Origin of the sequence: Desulfovibrio sp. SGI.230 (assembly GCF_050313065.1) — a bacterium.
GTDB lineage: Bacteria > Desulfobacterota > Desulfovibrionia > Desulfovibrionales > Desulfovibrionaceae > Desulfovibrio.
The window spans coordinates 345,267-360,557 of record NZ_JBNPKS010000001.1; the positions used below are offsets into that span (position 1 = coordinate 345,267).

At 63.5% G+C, this 15,291-nt stretch carries 14 protein-coding genes; 6 read left to right on the forward strand and 8 right to left on the reverse strand.

Annotation, left to right across the window (positions count from 1 at the left end):
- Window positions 1-291: 291 nt before the first annotated feature.
- Window positions 292-1,551, reverse strand: a complete 1,260-nt coding sequence (locus ACQRAG_RS01540; protein ID WP_204674372.1) for a uracil-xanthine permease family protein — start codon at window positions 1,549-1,551, stop codon at window positions 292-294.
- Between the two features lie 8 nt (window positions 1,552-1,559).
- Window positions 1,560-2,186 carry a uracil phosphoribosyltransferase gene (gene upp, locus ACQRAG_RS01545; RefSeq protein WP_289616114.1) on the reverse strand — a complete coding sequence of 209 codons (627 nt, stop codon included), beginning with the start codon at window positions 2,184-2,186 and terminating at the stop codon, window positions 1,560-1,562.
- A gap of 168 nt (window positions 2,187-2,354) precedes the next feature.
- Here upp and mnmH point away from each other — a divergent pair, with 168 nt between their 5' ends.
- The 4 genes from mnmH (at window position 2,355) to ACQRAG_RS01565 (ending at window position 6,244) form a co-directional block, all read left to right on the forward strand.
- Window positions 2,355-3,425 carry a tRNA 2-selenouridine(34) synthase MnmH gene (mnmH, locus tag ACQRAG_RS01550; RefSeq protein WP_204674374.1) on the forward strand — a complete coding sequence of 357 codons (1,071 nt, stop codon included), beginning with the start codon at window positions 2,355-2,357 and terminating at the stop codon, window positions 3,423-3,425.
- Between the two features lie 23 nt (window positions 3,426-3,448).
- Window positions 3,449-4,564 carry an alanine racemase gene (locus ACQRAG_RS01555; protein WP_168935275.1) on the forward strand — a complete coding sequence of 372 codons (1,116 nt, stop codon included), beginning with the start codon at window positions 3,449-3,451 and terminating at the stop codon, window positions 4,562-4,564.
- Between the two features lie 133 nt (window positions 4,565-4,697).
- Entirely contained in the window at window positions 4,698-5,534 is an 837-nt protein-coding gene (locus ACQRAG_RS01560; RefSeq protein WP_289616112.1) for a DMT family transporter, read from the forward strand.
- Between the two features lie 134 nt (window positions 5,535-5,668).
- Window positions 5,669-6,244 (forward strand): TetR/AcrR family transcriptional regulator, encoded by a 576-nt coding sequence (locus ACQRAG_RS01565; protein WP_168935277.1) that lies wholly within the window; start codon window positions 5,669-5,671, stop codon window positions 6,242-6,244.
- On the opposite strand, the gene ACQRAG_RS01570 is transcribed toward ACQRAG_RS01565, so the two are convergent.
- From ACQRAG_RS01570 to ACQRAG_RS01590, 5 genes are all read right to left on the reverse strand, one after another.
- Entirely contained in the window at window positions 6,195-7,352 is a 1,158-nt protein-coding gene (locus ACQRAG_RS01570) for an ABC transporter permease (RefSeq protein WP_427803761.1), read from the reverse strand. The genes ACQRAG_RS01565 and ACQRAG_RS01570 overlap by 50 nt on opposite strands.
- Entirely contained in the window at window positions 7,349-8,485 is a 1,137-nt protein-coding gene (locus ACQRAG_RS01575) for an ABC transporter permease (RefSeq protein ID WP_337519616.1), read from the reverse strand. Before ACQRAG_RS01575 ends, ACQRAG_RS01570 begins: the two co-directional genes overlap by 4 nt.
- Window positions 8,485-9,495, reverse strand: a complete 1,011-nt coding sequence (locus ACQRAG_RS01580; RefSeq protein WP_427803762.1) for an HlyD family secretion protein — start codon at window positions 9,493-9,495, stop codon at window positions 8,485-8,487. The genes ACQRAG_RS01575 and ACQRAG_RS01580 overlap by 1 nt, the downstream gene beginning before the upstream one ends.
- Window positions 9,496-9,506: 11 nt before the next feature.
- Complete coding sequence (locus ACQRAG_RS01585; protein WP_427803763.1) at window positions 9,507-10,151, reverse strand: TetR family transcriptional regulator; 645 nt, start codon at window positions 10,149-10,151, stop codon at window positions 9,507-9,509.
- Window positions 10,152-10,578: 427 nt separating this feature from the next.
- The gene (locus tag ACQRAG_RS01590) at window positions 10,579-11,580 is read right to left on the reverse strand and encodes a glucokinase (protein WP_427803764.1); all 1,002 of its coding nucleotides are present in this window, start codon (window positions 11,578-11,580) and stop codon (window positions 10,579-10,581) included.
- 248 nt (window positions 11,581-11,828) lie between these two features.
- Between ACQRAG_RS01590 and ACQRAG_RS01595 the strand changes: the two genes are divergently transcribed.
- Window positions 11,829-12,152, forward strand: coding sequence for a YhdT family protein (locus ACQRAG_RS01595; RefSeq protein ID WP_303740407.1), 324 nt, complete (start codon window positions 11,829-11,831; stop codon window positions 12,150-12,152).
- The gene (gene panF, locus ACQRAG_RS01600) at window positions 12,149-13,603 is read left to right on the forward strand and encodes a sodium/pantothenate symporter (protein ID WP_168935284.1); all 1,455 of its coding nucleotides are present in this window, start codon (window positions 12,149-12,151) and stop codon (window positions 13,601-13,603) included. Before ACQRAG_RS01595 ends, panF begins: the two co-directional genes overlap by 4 nt.
- A 399-nt stretch (window positions 13,604-14,002) precedes the next feature.
- Here panF and ACQRAG_RS01605 read toward each other — a convergent pair whose 3' ends face one another.
- Window positions 14,003-15,289, reverse strand: coding sequence for a TRAP transporter large permease (locus ACQRAG_RS01605; protein ID WP_303740406.1), 1,287 nt, complete (start codon window positions 15,287-15,289; stop codon window positions 14,003-14,005).
- Window positions 15,290-15,291 lie beyond the last annotated feature (2 nt).

Here is a 15,291-nt window from a genome sequence, read left to right on the forward strand (position 1 = left end):
ACTGACAGCCCGGGACCGCCTCAAAAGGATACGTAGCGGTCGGCGTCCTAGCGGTCCTATCCGTGGCGGTCGGCGTCCCTGCTCCAAAAGTCTGCCCCGGAAGAGCAAAGGGGCTCCATCGGCCATGATGGAACGAGGCTCGCCAACGGCAGCGAAGATGCCCACCCCAACACTCCCATGGCAGAGGGTTTTCTGCCTGCCCCTTTGAGCATCGACCGGAGAAACCGCACAAAAAATGCGCAGGATGGCATCACGCCATCCTGCGCATCGTTTTTCTCTTTCAGGGCTTTTTTATCCCTGCGGATCATCCTGCGGCAAAAGCAGGTTGAGGACCACACCGGTGATAGCCGCCAGACCGATACCGGCCAGCTTGAAACCGCCGATGCTGACCTGCATCCCGCCCACGCCAAAAATGATGATCAGGGCCACGATGACCATGTTGCGGGGCCGCAGCAGATCCTGCCCGGCACGCACCAGCGTGTTCAGGCCCACCACCATGATGGCCCCGAACAGCAGGATCATGATCCCGCCCATGACGGGCGCGGGGATGCAGCTGAGGAACGCCCCCACCTTGGCGACCATGGAGAGCAGGATGGCGCACAGGGCGGCCCAGGTCATGACCGCGGGATTGAAGGCCCGGGTCAGGGTCACGGCGCCGGTCACCTCGGAATAGGTGGTGTTGGGCGGCCCGCCCAGCAGACAGGCGGCCATGGTGGCCACCCCGTCCCCCAGCATGGTGTTCTTCACACCGGGATCACGCAGATAATCCTTGCCCGTGACGGAACTGATGGCGATGATGTCGCCAAAGTGCTCGATGGCAGGGGCCAGGGTCACGGGGATGATGAAGAGCAGCGGCTCCCATGCGAATTCCGGCAGGCTGAACGCCGGCAGGGCCAGCCAGGGGCTTTTGCTCACGGCCTCCCAGCTGGTCACGCCCATGATCTCCGCCATCACCAGACCAGCGGCGATGCCGCAGAGGATGGGCACCAGACGCAGCATGCCGCGCCCCAGCAGGGAGACGGCCACGGTAACGGCCAGCGAGACCATGGAGATGCTCATGGCCGTTGTCTGGGGCATGGCCGGGCCGCTCTGTCCCAGGGCCATCTTGACGGCCGTAGGCGCCAGTACGAGACCGATGACCATGATCACCGGGCCGGTCACGATGGGCGGCAGCAGACGCAGGATGAGCCCCATGCCGCGCCAGCGGATGACCAGGCTGATGAGCACATAGAGCAGGCCGGAAAAGACCAGGGCCCCCATGGTGCGGGGCATGCCCCAGGTCTCCACGCCATAGATGATGGGCGCGATGAAGGCAAAGGAAGATGCGAGGAAGATGGGCACCTTGCCCCGCGTGATGAGCTGGAACAGCAGCGTGCCCACACCGGCGGTGAACAGGGCAACATTGCTGTTGAGTCCTGTCAGCAAGGGGACAAGCACCAGCGCGCCGAAAGCCACGAAAAGCATCTGCGCGCCCAGCAGGCAGTCACGCAGACGCAGCCTGTAACGGCAGGGATCGAACTCCCCGCCTCCGGTGTTGAGCTGTTCCGCCATGCGGTCTCCTACTTGGTGCCGAAGATGCGGTCACCGGCATCGCCCAGGCCGGGGATGATATAGCCGTTCTCGTTCAGGTGCGAGTCCACCGAAGCGGTGTAGATCTCCACATCAGGATGCTTTTCCTGGACTTTGGCGATGCCTTCGGGCGCGCAGACCAGGTTGAGGCTGCAGATATGCTTGCAGCCGCGTTTCTTGAGGATGTCGATGGTGGCGATGAGCGAACCGCCCGTGGCCAGCATGGGGTCCAGGATGATGGCCAGGCGGCTTTCGATATTGCGGGCCAGCTTGGCATAATATTCCACGGGCTCCAGCGTCTCCTCATTGCGGTACAGGCCCACCACGCTGATCTTGGCGCCGGGGATCATGTCCAGCACACCGTCCATGAGGCCCAGACCGGCACGCAGGATGGGGACGATGGTCACCATCTTGCCGGAAATGGCCTCCACTTCCACGGGCCCTGCCCAGCCTTGCACCGTATGCTTCTCGGTAGCGAAGCCCTTGGTGGCCTCGTAGATGAGCAAACGGGCAATCTCATTGGAAACACTGCGGAATTCACTGGTGGACGTACTGTCCTTGCGCAGGATGCCGAGCTTGTGACGCACCAGGGGATGATCCACTACATGGACTGCCATATCCAACTCCTTGCTGTAAATGAAAAAAGTTCGGGGCAATCCACGCTATGCTGCGCCCTGTACGCTGTCAAGGTCTCGTGCGATATCTGCGGGAAGGGACACGGTTTACAGCGTCCCGGCTTTGGCGTACCCATAACAGACTTTTTTTACTTTTTTATGAGGATCGTCATGCCCCCAGTTCAGGACGTTGCCGCATTTCTGGCCATGCGGGACCAGGGCCTCCCGCTGCTGGATGTCCGCTCTCCCGGCGAGTTCGCCTTTGCCCATATCCCCGGTGCCCTCAACCTGCCCCTGTTCACCGACGAAGAACGCGCCAAGGTCGGGACGGCCCACGCCCGCAGCGGGCGCGAAGGCGCCGTCCATCTGGCCCTGGAGCTGGTGGGCGGTCATCTGGCCGCCCTGCTGGCCCGCGCCCGCCATCTGTGCGGCAGCAAGCGCGAGGTCCTGCTCCACTGCTGGCGGGGCGGCATGCGCAGCGACAGCATGCGCTGGCTGCTGGAAACGGGCGGCTTCACCGTGCACAGACTGGAAGGCGGCTACAAAAGCTACCGGACCTTCGTGCGCAGCGAGCTGGCGCGCCCCCGGCCCATCCTCGTGCTGGGCGGCTACACGGGCTGCGGCAAGACGGACATTTTGCTGGAACTGCAGCGCCTCGGTTCGCAGGTCATCGATCTGGAAGGCCTGGCCCATCACAAGGGCTCTGCCTTCGGCGCTCTGGGCCAGGCCGAAGACCAGCCCGGCAACGAATGGTTCGAGAACCAGCTCTATGAAGCATGGCGGCGCTGCGATCCTGCCCGGCCTGTCTGGCTCGAGGACGAAAGCCGCCACATCGGCCATGTGACCATGTGTGAGGAATTTTTTGCCCAGCTGGGCCGCAGTCCGCTGGTCCGCGTTTTCCTGCCGGATGAGGAACGCGTCGCCCATCTTGTCCGCGATTACGGCGGCCAGGACATGCGGGAAGGCCTGCTGGCAGCCCTGGAGCGTCTGCAGCGCCGTCTGGGCAGTGAGCTGACCCAGCGCTGCAGGCTGTGGATAGATGAAGGGAATTATGCCGATGCCGCCCGCGCGGTGCTCCATTATTATGACCGCTGTTATGCGCATCAGATAGAAAACCGCCAGGCCCCCGTCATCAAGGAGCTGACCTGTACCACCGACGATCCGGCCCTGGCCGCCCGCCTGCTCCATCAATGGGAACAGGACCTGCCGCCGGAAACGTTCACCGCCACCACACCTCTGTAACGGTTCCCGACAAGGAGGAACAGATGACCACACTTGCTGCGCTGACCACGCCCTGTCTGCTGCTGGAAGATGAAAAGCTCCAGGCCAATATGGACCGGCTGGCCCGCCGCCTGCATGAGCGCGGCGTCTCCCTGCGGCCCCACCTCAAGACCTGCAAGAATATCGAGATCGCCCGCCGCTGCATGGAAAGCCCCTCCGGCCCGGCCACGGTCTCCACACTGGCGGAAGCCGAATATTTCGCCGCAGGCGGTGTGCATGACATCTGTTACGCCGTCGGCATCGCGCCCAACAAGCTGGAGCGCGTGGCCGAACTGCGCCGGCGCGGCATCGACCTGAGCGTGGTGCTGGACAATGAGGAAAGCGCCCGGCTGCTGGTGGACTTTGCCCGGCAGCGGGACTGCCGTCTGGCCGTGCTGCTGGAGATAGACTGCGACGGACACCGGGCCGGACTGCGCCCCGACGATCCCCGCCTGACGGCCATCGCCGCCCTGCTGCGGGACGGCGGCCAGGAGGTCCGCGGCGTCCTGACCCATGCGGGCTCTGCCTACGACCTGCCCACCACGGAAGCCATCGCCGCTCTGGCCGTGCAGGAATGCGCCGCGGCCAATACGGCGGCCCGGCTGCTGCGGGAAGCCGGCTTCCCCTGCCCTGTGGTCAGCGTCGGTTCCACGCCCACGGCCTTTTTCGGTGAGGATTTTTCCGGCATCACGGAAGTCCGGGCCGGTGTCTATGTCTTCCAGGATCTTGTCATGGCCGGTCTGGGCGTCTGCCGCCCCGAAGACCTGGCCCTTTCCGTGCTGACCACGGTCATCGGCCGCCAGAGCGACGGCAGCGCCCTGATCATCGACGCGGGCTGGATGGCCCTTTCCCGTGATACGGGCCTGCCCTGGAAGCGGGAAGAGTTCGGCTACGGGCTCGTCTGCGACGAAGCCGGGAACCTGATCCCCGGCCTGCGTGTCACGGAGACCAATCAGGAGCACGGCATCGTCAGCGGGCCTTCCTGCCCTGCCCTGCCTGCGGGCAGCCGGCTGCGCATCCTGCCCATCCACGCCTGCGCCACCGCCGCCTGCTTCGACAGTTATACCGTCCTGCGTGAAGGACGGATCAGCGGCCGCCTTGAACGCTGCCGGGGCTGGTAAACAGCCGCATCTTTTGGCCGCACGAAACACAATTTGCCTTTCGTGCGGCCAAAAATCCAATGCTTTTCCCTGCTTGCCTTCTGTGCGACTTCGTGTAACCTACTCGTCACATCATTGACGCGAGGTCGTAACAATGGACGGACATGTCCTGCTTCTTGTGCTGGCCGCAGCCCTGCTGCATGCCACCTGGAACAGCATCGTCAAAGGCGGCTCCAACAAACTCTTCGAATCTTCCATGAACGCCCTGGGCGGCGGGCTGGGGGCCCTGCTCATCCTGCCCTTCCTGCCCGCACCGGCGCCGGAATCCTGGGGTCTGCTGGCTCTTTCCTGTTGTTTCCACCTGACATACTACATCTGCATCTCGCAGGCCTATGACAAGGTGGACCTCTCCATGGGCTATACCATCATGCGCGGCTGTGCCCCCATGATCACGGCCCTGGCTCTGCTGCTGCTCGGCAATCACATCAGCCTCACCGGCTGGGGCGGCGTCCTCCTGCTCTGCCTCGGCATCCTGACCCTGACCCTGGAGCACGTCCACAAGGGCGCCCGCGCCGCGGACATCCTCATCTGTCTGCGCACCTCCCTGGTCATCGCGGGCTATACGCTGGCCGACGGCTACGGCGCCCGTGCCAGCGGCAACGGCGTCAGCTACACCTGCTGGATCTTCTTCCTCAATATCTTCCCCATCCATGCCTATGTGCTCTGGCGGCACGGCGGCACCTACATCAGCTATCTGCGGAAGCGCGCGGCCACGGGCCTGTTCGGCGGCCTGTGCGGTCTGGGCTCCTACGGCATCGCCCTCTGGGCCATGACCCTGGCCCCCATCGCCCTGGTGGCGGCCCTGCGCGAGACCTCCGTGATCTTCGGCATGCTGCTGGCCGTCATCTTCCTGCATGAACGGCTTTCCCGCTCGCGCATCATGGCCATCCTCATCGTCATGGGCGGGGCCATGCTGATACGGCTCGGCTGATCTTTCCCGGTCTTTTCATCCGTTGTGCCGGGCAGGCCGCTCCGGCGGCCTGCCTTCTCGTCCTGCCGGAGCCCGCACCCTTTGCCGCGTTACGGCAACGGTCGCCTTTTCCCCGCCCAGACCCAAGGATAGCCATGCCCCGCCCTTCCAGAAAAATCGCCATCATGCAGGCCGCTGCCAGGCTCTTTGCGGCCAAAGGCTACAACGCCGTCTCGGTACGCGACATCGCAGCCGAGATGGAACTGACGCCGGCTTCGCTCTATTACTACTTTCCTGACAAGGAGACCCTGTACCGGCAGACCCTGGTCATGGTGTTCACCGGCGTGCAAAGCGCGTTCAAGGCCCCGCAGGGGACCACCGGCATCGAAAAAATGGAATGCCTCATCAGGAACGTCGTCACCTACTGCTGCGGCAATCCCATCTTCACCCGCCTTCTGCTCCGCGAGCTCAACGAAGGGCTGGAAGAGCGTCTCCACTTCCTTGCTGACAGCGTTTTTGCCACCCTCCACGAGAACTTCATCAAGATACTTGCCCAGTACGGGATCCGGGATACGGAACGGATCATGGAATCCATCGAAAGTTCCCTCATCGGCTACCTGCAGCTCAGCCGGGTATCGCACAGCCTCCGGCATTATGCCGGCCATCCCCTGACGGCCGCCGTCATCGCGGAACGGATATGCGCCCAGATCCGCCGGGAACTCCAGCCCTGAACAGACGCTGTGCCTTCCAGGCCGCCAGGACCACGGCATTGAGCAGGATCAGCTGGCCCCAGAATGGCAGGACATCGACCAGCGTCGCCCCGCGGAAGGCCATCAGCATATAGCCGGAAATGGCGGGGGTGGCAGGCACGAACTGGGCCAGACAGGCAAAAGGCAGGGGCATGGCCTGCAACGGCCAGATGGTGCCGCTCAGGAAGAGGAAGGGGATGGACGTAGGGAGCATGAGCAGCAGGACCGTATGCTCCTTGCTGAAATATTTCCCCAGCATGCTGCCCAGGAAATGGCATACGCTGAAAAAGGGCAGCAGGAAGAACAGCAGCACGGCAAAATCCCGGACAGGCAGCAGGTCGTCCACCTGCTGCAGCACAAACAGGTAATAGAACGCAAAGATCAGGCCAAGGCACAGGGCCAGCAGCACTCTGCCCGCTGCAGCGGCCATGCCGTCGGGGGCCTGGGGAAAGCGCTCCTTCCGGGTCACGGCCAGCATGGCGCAGCCGATGATCATGATCTGCTGCAAGATCAGCACGAACACGGGCGGGACCGTATTGCTGGCATAATTGCCCGCGGGATTGTACAGCAGCCGGGCATCGATGCGTCCCCGCACCTGCAGGGCCAGCGCCGCGCTTTCCGGTACGCCCTGTTTGCGCAGGCGCTCCACGCGGGCCCCTGCTCCCAGGTTTTCCGTGGCCAGCCGCCCTCCCTGTACCAGCATGCCGTAGGACAGCAGATGAGCCGCCTCACTGTAGAACGGCACCACGGTCTCCTGCCCGCGCAACAGTCCCCGCTCAAAATCCCGCGGTACCACGATGCCCCCCACCATGTCACCCGACCGCAGATCGGCAAAGGCCTGCCCCAGATCGGCATAGCGATGCAGGCGTATCCCTTCCGTGGCATCCAGACTGCGCAACAGCTGGCGGCTGCTGGTGCTGCCATCCTGATCCACGGCAAAAAACGGCAGATCCTGCGGGACCTCATAAAAATACGGGCTGGGATACAGCAGCGAATAGAACAGGATGCCCACGATGAAGATGGAACGGGCACCACGGGAGGCCGCCAATACGGCGCATTCCGCACAAAAGCTCTCCAGTACTTTCTTCATCGGGCGATCTCCTCTTCCTGACGGCGCGAACGCAGGCCATGGAACAGGCTCCCCAGTCCGCCGTACACGCAGGCCAGCAGGCATAGGGCCCCCAGGATGGGCCAGTGCTGGCCCAGGGCATCGCCCATCTGGATCACGCTGCCTTCCAGCCGCAGCAGCTGGGTGGACGGCAGCAGCCCCGACCAGAAACGGGCAAAAGGCGGCATGGCCAGCTGCGGGAAGGTGATCCCGGCAAAGGCAAAGGCCGGGGATGCCAGTCCCGAGACCATCATCAGGGCCAGAAGAATCTCGTCGCACAGGCCCGCGATAAAGACCGCCAGAGCCGCGCAGGCCAGCGAGAACAGCAGATAGATCGCGCAGACCGTCAGGATGGGAGCCTGCACGGGGAAGTAGCCGCGCGCAGCCAGCAGGCCTGTCTGGAGGCAGCCCAGCATCCCCACAAGCAGGGCCGCCGGACAGACACTGCCCCAGACCCGCGCCATGGAAGGCCGTTCCGGACGCAGACGGTGCAGGACGCAGACGCTGTACAGCAGAGAGGTCAGTTGCAGCAGGATGGGCAGGAAGGAATGGACGAGGAAGATCTTGTAATTGGCCGCGGGATTGCCCAGTGAACGCAGATCCAGCCCTATCCCCGCTGTCTGCCAGTCCGCCTGTACCGGAGGGACCCCGGATCGGCGCAGCGTATCGGTAAAGGCCAGCTTCCAGCCGGCAGTGCCAAGGTCCACCAGATCCCGGCGCAGGACGCTGCCCACCGGCATATGCTGCCCGTCGATATAGGCGATGGCCTGCACCGGACGCCGGCGGAGCAGATCCCGCTCAAAATGGCGCGGTATCACCAGCACGGCAAAGACCTCGCCACGGCGGATGGCGTCCCTGCCCTCGTCCGGTGAGGCGAGCAGCGCCGCAACACGCGCACTGGGCAGGGCATCCACCCGGCGAATCAGCTCGCGGGACGTACTGCTGCCATCAAGATCGCAGACGGCTACGGGCAAGCGGCGGAGCAGGCCATCCGCAAACAGCCCGTCAAGGATGACCATGCCGGACAGGGGCGCTATGAGCAGCAGCCAGATGAAGAGCCTGTCCCGTGGCCAGGAGCGGACTTGCGCCAGGGCGGCGGCCCAGAATGAGCCCATCAGTGTCCATCCTCCATGACGGGATCGAAAGGCCAGGCAAAAATGACGCTCATGCCCGGCCGCAGACCGGGGACGGGCTTCACGGGGCGGCCCCGGACTTCAAAGGTCTTCAGGTCGAAAGAATCCGAATTGTTGGTGGCGCGCCAGGTGGCGTAATTGCCCAGCGGCGCCATGTAATCGACCCGAAAGACCACCTTTTTGCCGGACAGCGCGGGGATCTGCCCCACCAGCAGCCTGCCCATGCGGACATCCTGCAGCTGGTCCTCGCGGACCTGGATCACCATCCACAGATCATCCAGTTCGATGAGCGTCACCAAAGGATAGCCCGGCGCCACCAGTTCCCCCACGTCCACAAGGACCTTGCTGATCTCCCCATCCACGGGCGAGCGCAGCTCCACATCCCGCGCCATGCTCTCCACTTCCTGCAGGCGCGCTTCCAGCGCCTGGGTGGCAGCCCTGGCCGCCGCAATGTCCTCCTGCCGCGAACCGGTGACGGCTTCTTCCAGCGCGGCCTTCATGGCGCGCTCACGGGCCCGGGCCTGGGTCAGGGCATTGACCGCTTCATCATACCGCTGGGTGGAGACGGCCTGCTGCGCATGCAGGACACGGCAGCGGGCGTGGGTCTTTTCCGCCAGGGCCAGCGCCGCCATAGCTTCCTGATGCTGCTGGTGCAGACGACGTATCTCTTCTTCGCGCGTCCCGTTGAGCGCTTTTTCCAACTGGGCCCGCGCCCGTTCCAGCTCCTGACGGGTCTGCAGCACACGGGCCTCCATCTCCGTCCCGTCCAGGCGCAACAGCAGATCGCCCTGCCGCACGGGCGCCCCGTCCCGCCCCGGTGTCGCGGCCACCCGGGCCGAGAATTTGGCCGCGACATCTATCCGCGTCCCATCCATCTCTCCCTGGATGAAGGTGTTTTCCCGGTCGACATCCAGCAGGCCGGACAAAGCCATGACCGCGATCCCCGCAGCCACCAGCCCCAGTACTGCCGGCAACAAGAAACGACGCATCATCTTTTCCTCCTTCAGCGGGCCAGGATCCCCCGGAAGAGCATCCCGGCCAGTTCCCGGGCATCCGCCTCCGCATCACGCGCAGGAGAGATAGCAGAGAACATGGGATAATCACGCAGGATGCTGAACGCCATATCCACCAGCAGGAAGGCTTTCAGGGCGCTGTCTTCTCCTGCAGGACCGGCCTTTGCCAGGATGCGGCCGATGACGTCCAGCAGGGGCAGGAACAGGGCCGAATGCAGCTCGCGTGTTTTTTCGTCGCCCACATGCAGCGAACGCCGCAGCAGCAGGAACCAGGACTGGTGGTGCTGCTTGCGTATGAACGTGGTCAGGATCGCCGTGATCTCCGTCTGCAACATGCCGCACAGGGCTGCGGCATCCGTCTCCTCAGCCAGGGCCTCCTCCAGACGGCGTGTCATGGGGCGCACGATGCTGCCCAGATTCTCGAAAATGACGGTACGGGCCGCATCGTACAGGCCCTCCTTGCCGCCGAAATGGAAAGAGATGAGCCCCTGATTGCAACCGGCCAGCCCGGCGATATCGCGGGTGCTCGTCCCCTCGAAGCCGCGTTCCCCAAACAGGACCAGGGCCGCTTCCAGCAAGGCCATCCGGGTAGCCTCTCCCTTGCTGCGTCTTTTATCCTCCAGCATATCGTCCATGCTCTTCCTCCTGCCCTGGACCGTAACGCTCCCTATAATTTTAGTCAATCAATCAATTAAAAAAGAAGGGGAGCCTTTGTCTTTTTTCTCCGATACGGCAAAGTTATCCAGGGAATACTGCCCATAAACCGGACTTCCCATATCTATTGACATTCGAACAATCGTTAAATAAAAAATACTCATCTGGTGAGATGGCAGGAAAGGCTCCTCTCCCCCCTTCCGTTCTGCACCAGGCCGGAGGCCTCCCCGCAACCTCCTAATCCCTCCTCTATCCGGCAGGCACGCCTGCCGGATTCTCTTGTCTACGGGATTCCTTTCCTGACGGCCCCGCCTGACATGAAAAACGCAGGTCCTAGGACCTGCGTCATCTTTTTTCTCCGGCTTTCCCCAGCGGGAGACACCGGAGCCTCTGTTGTTGCAGAACTGGCTATCTTCCTGCCGACACCCCGGCCAGATTCGCCCCCAGCCAGGCCGCGCCCCACAGTCCACTGTACGCATCCGTGTAACGGCGGACAGGGATACGCTCCAGCACACCCAGCTCCGGAGCCAGAGAAAAACCTTCCGCAAAAGCCGGATGCTCTGTGACCGCAGGATTGCGCAACACCATGCCCCCGGTGAGGAAAAGGCCGCTGTAACACAGCGTGGCCAGCCCCCAGTGCGCACATGTCCGCCCCAGGAAACGGGCATACCAGCGCAGGGTCGGCTGATCCCCCACCAGACCCTCGGCCGCCGCAGCGGCAGGCGTCAGATCCCGCCCCGTCAGAAAGTGGTGCAGCACGGCCAGACCGCGCCCCGTGACCATGTCATCAGGGCGCAGCAATGACCGTCCCAGCCGTTCACGGGCAAAGACCGCGAAGTCCTCTTCTTCCCGCCCCAGAAAGGCAAAGGCCTGATGCCCGGACTCTGACGGCAGGGGCGACCAGCGCAGCCGCCCGCCGTCCGCCTGCGGGACCAGCCAGCTGGCCCCCAGTCCCGTACCGGCCCCCAGAACGGCCACAGGCGCAGGCGCCTCCCCGGGAGAACGATGCGACGGACAAGGGATGTCAGCCGGTCCCAGCAGATGCAGGGACCGCTCCCCCACCCGGGTCAGGCAGGCGCAGGCCTCACAGACGAAATCATTGACCACACGGGCCCGGCGCAGACCGAACTGCGGCATGACGGCGTTCAGATCTATCCGCAAGGGAGCATTGCTCAGGCGGGCGCGCAGGCCATCCTGCACAGGCCCGGCAACGCCCATGACCAGCGCTGCCACCCGTGACAGCGGGGTGTGCAGACCGCTTTCCCACTGCTGCAGGACCGCATCACTGTCCTGCAGGCCAGCTGTCGGACACGTTTCCACAGCCTCCAGATCCAGCCCCCGGGGCGTGGCGGCAAAACGGGCAAAACGGCAGTGGGTCCCTCCCAGATCGATGGCGGCAAGCATGTGCATGGTCTTTTTCTCCGTACGACGTGTTCCCGCCAGCCTACGCAGGACGGCCCTGCAGGTCAAAAGGGCAGACACGGACGGCAGGAGCTGGCCCTGTATTGTCCCAGGACGGCACAGCAAATGCTGTTTGTCTCTTCCTCTATCCCGGCGGGATACTTTTCCTTCATGGCTGCCTGCTCGACTACGGACGCACACTCTGTCATACTGGCGGGAGCAGTGGCCGTCCCGTCCCTTTCAGCCCCGGAGTATCCATGGCCCGCAAAAACGACTCGCGTTTCCTTCAGGCGAACCGGGAAGCCCTGTTCGCCCTGGCCGCCTACGCCCTGTATTTCCTCTGGTGGTATCTGACAGCCTACGGACTGGGGAGCGATTCCCCGGACAACTACAGCTATACGCTGGGCATGCCGGACTGGTTCTTCTACAGCTGTGTGCTGGGTTACCCTGTAGCCTGTCTGCTCGTCTGGGGACTGGTGCGCTTTTTCTTCAAGGACATGCCCCTTGACGATGACGATGCGTCACAGGCATCGGGAGCGCCCTCCTCCGAAAACCATCCCGGCCGGGAGGAACGTCCATGACGGCTGCTTCCTCCACGCTGCTCCCCATCGTCCTTTATCTGGCGCTTTCCTTTGTGGTGGCCCTGTGGGCCGGAAAACTTTCCCGCAAACATGAGAACGCGTCGGGCTTCCTTGAGGAATACTTTCTGGGCAGCCGTTCCATGGGCGGCTTTGTGCTGGCCATGACCGTGGTGGCCAGCTACACCAGTGCCAGCAGTTTCATCGGCGGGCCTGGGGTGGCCTATACCGTGGGTCTGAGCTGGGTCCTGCTGGCCATGATCCAGATGCCCACCGTCTTCCTGACCATCGGGGTCCTGGGCAAACGCTTCGCCATGGAAGCCCGGGCCATGAATGCCGTGACCATCACCGACTACCTGCGCGTCCGCTATGGCAGTGACGCCGTGGCCATCCTTTGCTCTCTGGCCCTGCTGGTCTTTTTCGTGGCTGCCATGACGGCCCAGTTCATCGGCGGTGCCCGCCTGTTCCAGGCCATCACCGGCTACCCTTATGAAGTCGGGCTGGCGCTCTTCGGCATCACGGTCATCGCCTATACCGCGCTGGGCGGGTTCCGTGCCGTTGTCCTTACCGATGCCATGCAGGGCATCGTCATGACTGTGGCTTCCGTCGTGGTACTGCTGGCGGTGGTCCAGGCCGGCGGCGGCATGGAGGCCTGTATGCTGCGCCTCAAGGCCATCGATCCCGGCCTCATCACGCCCACAGGGCCCAAGGATGCCGTGCCCCAGCCCATGATCCTCTCTTTCTGGGTACTGGTGGGCCTGGGCGTACTGGGACTGCCCCAGACGAGCCAGCGCTGCATGGGCTACAAGGACTCACGGGCCATGCACAGCGCCATGATCATGGGCACGGTCATCATCGGCTTCCTCCTGTTGAGCGTCCATCTGGCCGGGGCACTGGGCCGGGCCGTCATCCCCGGCCTTGCCGTAGGCGACATGGCCATGCCCAGCCTGATACTGGAGCTGCTGCCGCCGTTCTGGGCCGGGGTCTTCATCGCCGGGCCTCTGGCGGCCATCATGTCCACGGTGGACTCCATGCTGCTCCTGGCCTCAGCGGCCATCATCAAGGATCTGTATGTACAGTACGTCCTGAAGGGCGACAGCAGCCGCATGCCGTTGCAGCGCATCAAGCGCTTCAGCCTGGGCTGTACGGCCGCCATCGGCGCCGTTGTCTTTATGGCAGCCCTGGAGCCGCCGGACCTGCTGGTCTGGATCAACCTGTTTGCCTTTGGTGGTCTGGAAGCCACCTTCCTCTGGCCCCTGCTGCTGGGCCTGTACTGGCGCAAGGCCAATGCGGCCGGCGCCCTGAGCTCCATTCTGGTGGGGGTGGCCTGCTTTTTTGCTCTGAGCGTCCTCAAGCCCTCCATGTACGGCATCCATGCCATCGTGCCCTCTACTCTCGCGGCCCTGCTGGCTTTCCTGCTGGGGAACAGGCTGGGGACATCGCGCTCTGCCTGAATCATCCTCTGACAACGAACCTGAAAACACAAAAGCATCTCCTGTGGGGATGCTTTTTTTATGGTGTACGCTCATCTTTGCCACCACCATCCGCAACAGGATACTGAGGGAAGGCCCCCTGACGGCAGATCAGCAAGAGGCAGCGTCCCCTCTTCCAGCTCCATCATGCCTGAAAGACCGCGGGCAGCGCCTGACCGGCGACGAAGGCGCGACGCCGCTATGCCTGCGCCTGCCCTTCCTCTGCCCGGGGCTCGTCCCTCCCAGCAGGAAGTCCCCAGCGGGTCTATCCCGGATACAGATTCCCCACCTCCGGCATGGCCGCAGCCGCCCATTTCTGATCACGGGGCATAAAAAAAGGGCCCCCGAAGGGGCCCTGCATGACAAAGATGCGGATCGAACCTAGCCGCCCATAAGCCAGTTGAGCGGCGTAAGGGAGAGCGAGGGGAAGAAGAGGAGCAGGAAGAGCATGATGATCTCCGTCACCAGGAACGGCAGCATGCCCTGCACCAGCTTGGTGATCTTGATGTTGCCCACACCGCAGACCACGTAAAGCACCGTACCCACGGGCGGGGTGATGACGCCGATGCCCAGGTTCAGGATGAACAGCAGGCCGAAGAAGTACGGGTCGATACCGGCCTGGGTGATCAGGGGATAGAACACCGGGGCAAAGATCAGGATGTTGGGGGTCAGGTCCATGACCATGCCCACCAGGAACAGGAAGATGTTGATGGCCAGCAGCAGGAGCACGGGGCTGTCGATGAGCGGCCGGAACAGATCGGTCACCTGGTTGGGGATCTGGGCGATGGTGATGAACCAGCCCACGGCCGTGGCCGTGGCCACGATGAGCATGACCACAGCGGTGGTCCGTGCCGCACGGGCGCTGACGCGCAGCAGACCGCGGAAGCTCAGTTCCCGGTAGTACCCCATACAGACGATGATGGCGTAGATGGCCGCAAAGGCGCCGCCTTCCGTGGGCGTGAACACGCCAAAGCGGATGCCGCCCAGCAGCAGCACGGGCATCATGAAGGCCGGGGTGGCGTCGCGGATGATCTTCCACTTTTCTTCACGCGTGAAGGTGATGGTCTCGTTGTAACCATCGATGCGCACGATGAAGAACCAGACCACCATCAGGGCCAGGCCGATGAAGATGCCCGGGAACAGGCCGATCATGAACAGCTTGGTGATGGACAGGCCGCTGATGGTCGCACCCAGCAGGATGAAGTTGGTGCTGGGCGGGATGATGGGGCCAAGGATGGCGCCCGAGGCGATGACGCCGCCCGCACGGCCGGGCTTGTAGCCCACTTCGGCCATCATGGGCAGCAACAGGCCGCCCAGGGCCGCGGCTTCACCCACGGAGCTGCCCATCAGACCGGCAAAGATCACGCTGGAGATGATGGCGGCATAACCAAGACCGCCGCGCACGCGACCGATCATGAGCTGGGCCAGCTGCACCACTCGTTTGGACAGACCGCCCTCGGCCATGATCTCGCCGGCAAAGACGAAGAAGGGGATGGCCATGAGGGGATAGTTGTTGGCCCCGTCCAGCATGGTGGAGGGAATGATCATGCTGTCCCACATGCCGGAATGCCACATGAGCACGATGGAGCACAGCACCAGCACCATGGAGATGGGGATGCCTACGAACAGGAACGCAAAGAGGCTGCCAAGGAAAAGAAAAAGCTCCATAC

Coding starts and splice junctions, on each gene's coding strand:
- ACQRAG_RS01540 (WP_204674372.1), bottom strand. CDS start 1,551: ATGGCGGAACAGCTCAACACCGGAGGCGGGGAGTTCGATCCCTGCCGT.
- upp (WP_289616114.1), bottom strand. CDS start 2,186: ATGGCAGTCCATGTAGTGGATCATCCCCTGGTGCGTCACAAGCTCGGC.
- mnmH (WP_204674374.1), top strand. CDS start 2,355: ATGCCCCCAGTTCAGGACGTTGCCGCATTTCTGGCCATGCGGGACCAG.
- ACQRAG_RS01555 (WP_168935275.1), top strand. CDS start 3,449: ATGACCACACTTGCTGCGCTGACCACGCCCTGTCTGCTGCTGGAAGAT.
- ACQRAG_RS01560 (WP_289616112.1), top strand. CDS start 4,698: ATGGACGGACATGTCCTGCTTCTTGTGCTGGCCGCAGCCCTGCTGCAT.
- ACQRAG_RS01565 (WP_168935277.1), top strand. CDS start 5,669: ATGCCCCGCCCTTCCAGAAAAATCGCCATCATGCAGGCCGCTGCCAGG.
- ACQRAG_RS01570 (WP_427803761.1), bottom strand. CDS start 7,352: ATGAAGAAAGTACTGGAGAGCTTTTGTGCGGAATGCGCCGTATTGGCG.
- ACQRAG_RS01575 (WP_337519616.1), bottom strand. CDS start 8,485: ATGGGCTCATTCTGGGCCGCCGCCCTGGCGCAAGTCCGCTCCTGGCCA.
- ACQRAG_RS01580 (WP_427803762.1), bottom strand. CDS start 9,495: ATGATGCGTCGTTTCTTGTTGCCGGCAGTACTGGGGCTGGTGGCTGCG.
- ACQRAG_RS01585 (WP_427803763.1), bottom strand. CDS start 10,151: ATGGACGATATGCTGGAGGATAAAAGACGCAGCAAGGGAGAGGCTACC.
- ACQRAG_RS01590 (WP_427803764.1), bottom strand. CDS start 11,580: ATGCACATGCTTGCCGCCATCGATCTGGGAGGGACCCACTGCCGTTTT.
- ACQRAG_RS01595 (WP_303740407.1), top strand. CDS start 11,829: ATGGCCCGCAAAAACGACTCGCGTTTCCTTCAGGCGAACCGGGAAGCC.
- panF (WP_168935284.1), top strand. CDS start 12,149: ATGACGGCTGCTTCCTCCACGCTGCTCCCCATCGTCCTTTATCTGGCG.
- ACQRAG_RS01605 (WP_303740406.1), bottom strand. CDS start 15,289: ATGGAGCTTTTTCTTTTCCTTGGCAGCCTCTTTGCGTTCCTGTTCGTA.